Origin of the sequence: Nonomuraea sp. NPDC047529, from assembly GCF_040642995.1 — a bacterium.
GTDB lineage: Bacteria > Actinomycetota > Actinomycetes > Streptosporangiales > Streptosporangiaceae > Nonomuraea.
Window position 1 is genome coordinate 83,104 of record NZ_JBEYTJ010000043.1, and the last position, 6,185, is coordinate 89,288.

Here is a 6,185-nt window from a genome sequence, read left to right on the forward strand (position 1 = left end):
CGTCAGCCGTTCTTCGCCTTGGCGTACTCGGCTGCGCCGCCCGCGAAGTCGTACAGGACGACCTGTTCGTCCCCGACCACCCAGGCGTCGTGTCCGGGCGGGCACACGAAGACGTCGCCCGGTCCCGCCTCGGCCTCGGTGCCGTCGTCCATGCGCAGGCGCATCCGGCCCGAGACCACGAAGCAGTTGTGGTACACCTGGCAGGACGGTGTGCCGGCGATCGGCTGCACGGACTCCGTCCAGTGCCATCCCGGCTCGAACGTGGCGACCCCGAACGTCAGGCCGCTCAGCTCGCAGATCTCCAGGTGGCCCTTCGGGAAGTCGCGCCGTTCGTCGGGCTTGTCGATGCTCTTGACCTCGATCATGGCTCATCCCCCCTCTTCAGCTACCTTCTTACGCTGAATTGTTCATAACGGGGGGTTTGCCGGGGCAAATATCCCTTTGTGGGGATGGGTACGGCCCCATGTGCGTGTGGGGCCGTACCCATGTCGTACGGACTATCCGGCCCAGGGCAGCGAGTCGGACGGCCACGCCCGCTTCGTCTGCTTCCGGAGCGTCTCCTCAGGCGTGCCCACGCCGCAGCGAGTGCCCTGCGGCGGGACGGTCAGGGCGATGAGGTACTGGTCGATGATGTCGGTCTGGCACTTGTCCTTGCCGTAGATGCGGTGACCCCAGCCCTCGTACGTGAGCAGCACGGCCTTGCGGCCGAGCTGGCGGGCGGCGTTGGCCGACCAGATCCACGGCGTGGCCGGGTCGTGGATCGAGCTGCCGAGCAGCAGCGGCGCCTGGCCGGTGTAACGCAGCTTGTGCGGCGGGTTGACGGGGCTGGAGTTGAGGCAGATGGGCAGGTCGTCGGTCGGGTACGGGTGGTACTTCGTGTCCGGGGCCAGAGCGCCCGCGGTGCGCATGAGCGCGGCGTACTCGGCGTAGCTGCTCACCTTGAGGCTGTAGTCCTGGCACAGGATCCTGGTCGGCAGCTCGGCGACGTCGCCTTCCACCGGGCCCCTGCCGGGCAGCGGGGGCACCCATTCGGGGGCGGGGCCGCCGTTCAGCCAGTTGATCACTTCGCTCAGCGTGCGCCAGTCGGGCCCTTCGTTGCCCAGCGCGGCGTTGTAGATGACCTGCAGCTCGGTCACCCGCTGACCGGTGCTGGGGTAGACCAGCTCGCCGCGGCGGGCCTTGTCCAGCAGGCTCTTCCAGATCGCGCGGATGTCGCGGCCGTTCAGGACGCAACTGGTGTCCTGCTCGCACCAGCCGACGAACTGGTCGAACCCGTCCTCGACGGCCATGGCCTCGGTGGCGAAGAAGCCCTTCAGGCCGAGGCTGTGGTCCATGTTGCTGTCGAGGGCGAGCGCCCGGATGCGGCCGGGGAACAGCTCGGCGTACATCTGGCCGATCAGGGTGCCGTACGAGATGCCGTAGTAGGTCAGCTTCTCCTCGCCGAGGGCGGCGCGGAGGGCGTCCATGTCACGGGCCACGGAGACGGAGTCCACGTGGTCGTACAGCGGGCCGGTACGGGCCCGGCAGTCCGGGTGCAGCTTCTTGGTGAAGGCGTTCCAGGCGTCGAAGTCGGCCTGGCTGCGCATGACCGTCGGCGGCATCTTGTTGTAGACCGACGCCGAGCAGATCACCGGGTGGCTGCGGCCCACGCCGCGCGGGTCGAAGCCGACGATGTCGAACCGCTGCTGCAGTTCCTCGGTGTAGGACCCGGGAGCGCCGTAGACGGCCTCCACGCCGGACCCGCCCGGACCACCGGGGTTGATCACCAGCGAGCCCACCCTGGCGGCCGGGTCGGTGGCCTTGCGGCGGGCGACGGCGAGGTCGATCGAGGGCCCGCCCGGCCGGGACCAGTCGATGGGGACGGCCAGCTTGCCGCACTCGGCACTGGGCTCCTCCTCGCAGGGAGCCCAGGTGATGGTCCTGGTCGCAGGTTTCGTGTTGGTCGTCGCGGTCGCCGCGGCGTTCGCCGCCGGGACCGGCATCAACGCCGCCAGCGCCACGAAGGCGGTGGCGAGCAGAGGGAGTCTTGTCCGCAAAATGCAACTCCAATCAACGGTCGGTGCGCCCCCCGTGGGCACTCGGCCGACGTTGATCATCGCCGGTCGCGGGCACGAATGTGAGCAAAATCGGAAATTCCCTCAGAGCGTTGACTCCGGCCACCCGTGGGTTATCTGATCCGGTACGCGTGGATCACGGTCTGCTCCACGGTGTTGCCCCCGGCGTCGGCGGCTCGGGCGCGCAGGGAGACGAAGCCCGCCGCGGCCGGATGGCGCAGCCGTACGGCGCCGCCCGCGACCTTGACCGCCCGCCAGGTGCGGCCGTCGTCGTAGGAGACGTCCACGGACAGCTCGCGTACCGCCCCCGCCTGCCCGCGCACGGACACCGGCACCGCGAACGCCCGGCCGGCGGGCGCGCCGCTCGCCGCGTCCAGGGAGGGCGAGAAGGCGACGACCGGCAGCGGCAGTGCACCGTCCCGGCCGCCGGCCGAGCGGAACGTCCAGGCGACCGCCGTACGGGTGGAGAGGAGCTCCGGCCCGCGCTCGGCCTCCACCTCCAGCCGGTACGCCGCCTCCCCGGCCGGTACGCCGAACCGCGCCCCCAGACCGGGCTCCTCCGCCACCAGCTCGCCGTCCCGGTAGAGGGCGGTCCGCGCGCCGGACACGCTCGACGTCCCCGGATGACCGGCCCCGTCGGCGTACAGCGAGGGGAACGCGGAGATCACGTCGCCCGCGCGGGAGAAGGGCGGCGTGTCCGCCGCGGTGACCGGCGCGGGGCCGAAGACGCCGCGGTTCCAGGTCTCGTCGTAGGCGCGTCCCGCCTCGTACCTGAAGGCGGTCGAGGTCAGGTCGCCTCCCCAGGTCGGGCCCATCTCCATGTAGCTGTTCAGCCAGCGGAGGCCGCCGCCGGTGTTGACGTACTCGGTGTGCGTGAAGGGGGGCCGGAAGTCGGTCACGAAAATGATGCTGAAGAACCGTCCCTCCGCGGGCCAGGCGGCGCCTGCGGCGCTCGCGGCCGTGCCGGGCGCCGGCGCGCCGTAGTCCCTGCGGATCGTGGCCAGGTCCGCGCGCCCGACCCGGCGGCTGAAGCCGGTCGGCACCTGACCCTGGACGAACCACGCCAGCCGGTACGCCTGCGCGCTGCCCGCCAGGTCGCCGTCCGGGCCCGGCACCGCCCACTGGTCGGCGACCTTGGTCAGCAGGTCGTACCGGCCGGACCCGACCTGCGCGGTGCGGATGCCCGGCGCGGCGTCGAACATGGTGGCCTCCGCGCTCAGGTAGTACGGGGAGCCGTCGCGGGTGCGGCCGCTGTAGGTCACCTCGGTCATCAGGTGCCTGGCCGCCGGGTCGGGCGGCGTGATGGACACCGGCCGCGCCTGAGCCGGGTCCAGCCGCAGGGATTGATCCCGGTCCAGGCGCAGGCCGGGATGGACGAGCATGGTCAGACCTCCGCCGTCGGTGGTCCGGCTGTCGACGAGGTAGGTGCCCTTGGCCAGCCGCAGCGTGACCCTGTCGCCCGGCTGGGCGGTGACCGGGTTCCAGTCCTTCCGGTCGACGTCGGTCCGGTAGAGGGTGGTCAGGACGTCCGCGGCGCCCGGCCGGTCGAGGGTCAGGTCGTAGCTCTCGACCTCCTTGACCACGGCGAGCGGCGTGCTCACGGTCGTGCCGTTCTCGGCGGTGGCCTCCAGGTAGCCGCCGAGCGGCCCGTCGGCCACGTCGCCGCGGGTGTCGGCGGTGACGGTCGCCTCGGCCCGGCCGCCGGCGGGGACGGTCAGCGTGCCGGGCGACACCTCGAACACGTCCGCGCCGGCCCGCGCCGACAGGCGCAGCGTCACCGGCTCCGGACCGTCGTTGCGGTAGGCGACCTTCCTGGTGACCGGCTCGTCGTCGTCGTGCGGCCAGGCGAGCACGCCGAAGCCGACCGACGCGGGGGAGGTGGTCACCGTCTGGCCGATCGCGCGGCCCACGTCGAGGCGGCCCGCCCCCTGGGCGTAGATCCCGGTGCCGGGCTGCGGCCGGGCGGTGGCCATGAGGGCGGCCTTGAGCTGCTCGGGCGTCCAGTCCGGGCGCAGCCCGGCCAGGATCGCGGCCGATCCGGCCGCGTGCGGGGCCGCCATGGAGGTGCCCGACATCTCGACGTACGGGCCCTCGCCCGGCGAGTCCTTGCCGTGCGCGGCGCGGATGGCGACGCCGGGCGCGGTGAGGTCGGGCTTCAACGCCGAGTCGCCCACGCGGGGGCCGGTGCTGGAGAAGACGGCCAGGCGGTCGGAGCGGTCCACCGCGCCGACCGACAGGGCCGCGTCCGCGGTGGAGGGCGAGGAGACGGTGCCCGGCTTGCCGTAGTTCCCGGCGGCCACGACGAACAGCACGCCGTACCGCTCGGTCAGCGTCTGGACGGCCTCCTCCAGCGGGTCCAGGCCGGGGGCGTCCGGCGAGCCGAGGCTGAGGTTGGCCACCTTGGCCCCCTGCTCGGCGGCCCACTGCATGCCGGCCAGGATCGCCGACTCCGCGCACCAGCGGTCGGCGCACACCTTGGCGTCCAGGAGGGTGGCGCCCGGCGCGACGCCGCGGTAGCGTTCGCCGGTCCCGGCGATGGTCGAGGCCACGTGGGTGCCGTGCCCGGTGAGGTCGGCCGCGGTGTCCGTGCCGGTGAAGTCCCGGCGGGCCGCGACCTTGCCGGCCAGGTCGGGGTGGGTGTCGTCGATGCCGGAGTCCAGGACGGCGACCTTCACCCCGGCGCCCGTGTAGCCCTTCTCCCAGGCGGCGGGGGCGCCGATCTGCTTGACGCTGGCGTCCAGCGACAGGGTCGCCCTGCCGTCGAGCCAGATCTTCCCCATGCCGGTGGAGAGCGAGGCCCTGAGGTCCGGCCAGGAGCCGGCGGCGGCGTCGAAGCGTACGGCGGCGCCGTTCACGGCGGGCAGGTCGCGGGTCACCGCCATGCCGTGGGCGGCCAGGCCCGGCCGGCGGGCGGCGTCCGGGCCCGCGACGATGAGGGGCAGGGCGCCGGGGGCGTACTCCAGCAGGGTCGTCACGTCGAACAGGCGGGGGTCGAGCCGGCCGGCGGCCAGCAGGGGGACGGCGTCGCCGGGGACGACGCGGAGCCGGTCGCCGATCTTCTCCGTGCTGAAGACGACGCCCTTACGGCCCTTGCCCGCCGCGACGCGCACACCGTCGGCGACGAGACTCACCCGGTCTCCCGTGATCAGCGTCACGGTACGGGCGGGGCCGCCCGGCGGGGCCGGCAGGCCGGAAGGGAGGGCTCCGAGGAGCGCGATGGTCAGCGAGACCGCTGTCGTTCTGAGGATCACATGTCTTCTTGGCGGAATGCCCGCCCCTTCTTCACGGGCTGAGAGGGCGTGAAGAAGGACGGACGCTCCCGCCAAGTAGGGGTGTGACACAAACCATGACCGTCGAGGACGAGCAGGTGATCGGCGAGTCCCTGCGCCTCCCCGAGAGGTTCGGGGTGCTCTACGACCGCTACTTTCCCGAGATCCACCGGTACGTCGCCGGACGCCTCGGCACCCAGGCCGCCGACGACCTCACCGCGGAGATCTTCCTGGCCGCCTTCCACGGCCGGGCCGGCTTCGACTCCGGCCGCGGCGTGGTCCGCGGCTGGCTGTACGGCATCGCCACCAACGTCGTCGCCCAGCACCGCAGGAGCGAGCTGCGCCGGTTGCAGGCCATGCAACGGGCGCCGGAAGGGATCCTCACCGGCGAACAGGCCGAGGACGGGCACGAGGACCTGGTCGCCGGGCGGCTGGCGGCGGCGGGCGTCAAGGACGACCTGGTGGCGGCGCTGCAGGCGATGCCGGAGGCCGACCGCGACGTCCTGCTGCTCCTGGCGCTGGCCGACCTGAGCTACCAGGAGATCGGTCAGGCCCTCGACATCCCCTCAGGAACGGTCGGTTCCCGGCTGAACCGCATCAGAAGGAAGCTTCGCGCCGCCCTGGGCGGCGCCAACCCCTTGCTTGGAGAGTCCCATGGATGACCTGACCCTGATCCGCGACCTTTACACGGCCCCGCCCCCCACCCCTGAGGTGCTGGCCGACGGCCGCGCCCGCCTCGCCGACGCCTATGCCCAGGCGACCCCGGCGTCCGCCGGCACCCGCCGGGGGATGCGCCGTCCGGCACCGCGGGCGCTGCCGGACAGCGGGAGGAGCCGGGGGCGCCGGCGGCGCTGGCCGCTCG

The 6,185-nt window shown here is 72.8% G+C and carries 5 protein-coding genes; 2 read left to right on the forward strand and 3 right to left on the reverse strand.

Translation table 11 applies throughout. The features are described 5' to 3' along the window. Nucleotides 1-2: 2 nt before the first annotated feature. The 3 genes from ABZ815_RS43600 to ABZ815_RS43610 all read right to left on the reverse strand — a co-directional run bounded on the left by ABZ815_RS43600 (nt 3) and on the right by ABZ815_RS43610 (nt 5,305). Nucleotides 3-365, reverse strand: coding sequence for a cupin domain-containing protein (locus tag ABZ815_RS43600; protein ID WP_357707465.1), 363 nt, complete (start codon nt 363-365; stop codon nt 3-5). Nucleotides 366-497: 132 nt separating this feature from the next. After that, the gene (locus ABZ815_RS43605; RefSeq protein WP_357707468.1) at nt 498-2,036 is read right to left on the reverse strand and encodes an alpha/beta fold hydrolase; all 1,539 of its coding nucleotides are present in this window, start codon (nt 2,034-2,036) and stop codon (nt 498-500) included. Nucleotides 2,037-2,167: 131 nt separating this feature from the next. Then, entirely contained in the window at nt 2,168-5,305 is a 3,138-nt protein-coding gene (locus tag ABZ815_RS43610) for a S8 family serine peptidase (protein ID WP_357707470.1), read from the reverse strand. 95 nt (nt 5,306-5,400) lie between these two features. Between ABZ815_RS43610 and ABZ815_RS43615 the strand changes: the two genes are divergently transcribed. Beyond that, the gene (locus tag ABZ815_RS43615; protein WP_357707472.1) at nt 5,401-5,985 is read left to right on the forward strand and encodes an RNA polymerase sigma factor; all 585 of its coding nucleotides are present in this window, start codon (nt 5,401-5,403) and stop codon (nt 5,983-5,985) included. Then, nucleotides 5,978-6,185 (forward strand): hypothetical protein (locus ABZ815_RS43620; RefSeq protein ID WP_357707475.1); only part of this gene is annotated, 208 nt, incomplete at its 3' end. The genes ABZ815_RS43615 and ABZ815_RS43620, both read left to right, overlap by 8 nt.

What these genes read in the sequence shown, in the direction of transcription:
- ABZ815_RS43615 (WP_357707472.1), top strand. Translation starts at nt 5,401, where the DNA reads ATGACCGTCGAGGACGAGCAGGTGATCGGCGAGTCCCTGCGCCTCCCC.
- ABZ815_RS43600 (WP_357707465.1), bottom strand. Translation starts at nt 365, where the DNA reads ATGATCGAGGTCAAGAGCATCGACAAGCCCGACGAACGGCGCGACTTC.